We start from the raw sequence: 472 nt of genomic DNA on the forward strand, positions 1-472 counted from the left end.
TGCACTTCCCCCAGGCGCTTTCACGGTACCTTCTGCCCTTTGTAGGGGGCGGACACTGTCCGCCCCATCTTTCTTGTGGGCACCGCCGCCCTCGGCGGGGGAGTGCGATTCCCTCCCGTCTTGTAGGGGCGACCCTTGTGGTCGCCCGCATCCATGCAGGCATTTTGACGTTTCCTGCAACACGTTCCACTTTTTCGACAGCCTGAGAGCCCCGGCTCCGCTTCAGGAGCCGGGGCTCTTTGGCCCTTTGGAGGGCCGGGGCTGTCTTAGCCGATCTGCGTATAACGGTAGAGCATCTGGGCGACTTCGGCGCGGGTGGCATTGCCCAGGGGGTCCAGGATGCCGTTGCCCTTACCGGAGAGAATGCCGTTGGCCACGGCCCAGCGGACGCCGGCATCGGCCCAGTCGGAGACCTGATCGGCGTCGGAGAAGATCAGGCCGGCATCATCCACGGCGGGGCTGCCGGCATAGC

General features: G+C 65.3%; 1 protein-coding gene. It reads right to left on the bottom strand.

The window, feature by feature from the left end; all coding sequences use genetic code 11:
- Positions 1–266 precede the first annotated feature (266 nt).
- On the bottom strand, positions 267–472 hold a 206-nt coding region (locus H7U37_RS15265), incomplete at its 5' end, for an S-layer homology domain-containing protein (RefSeq protein WP_204877010.1).

The organism is Pseudoflavonifractor phocaeensis, from assembly GCF_016901735.1.
In the GTDB taxonomy this organism is placed as follows: Bacteria; Bacillota; Clostridia; order Oscillospirales; family Oscillospiraceae; genus Pseudoflavonifractor_A.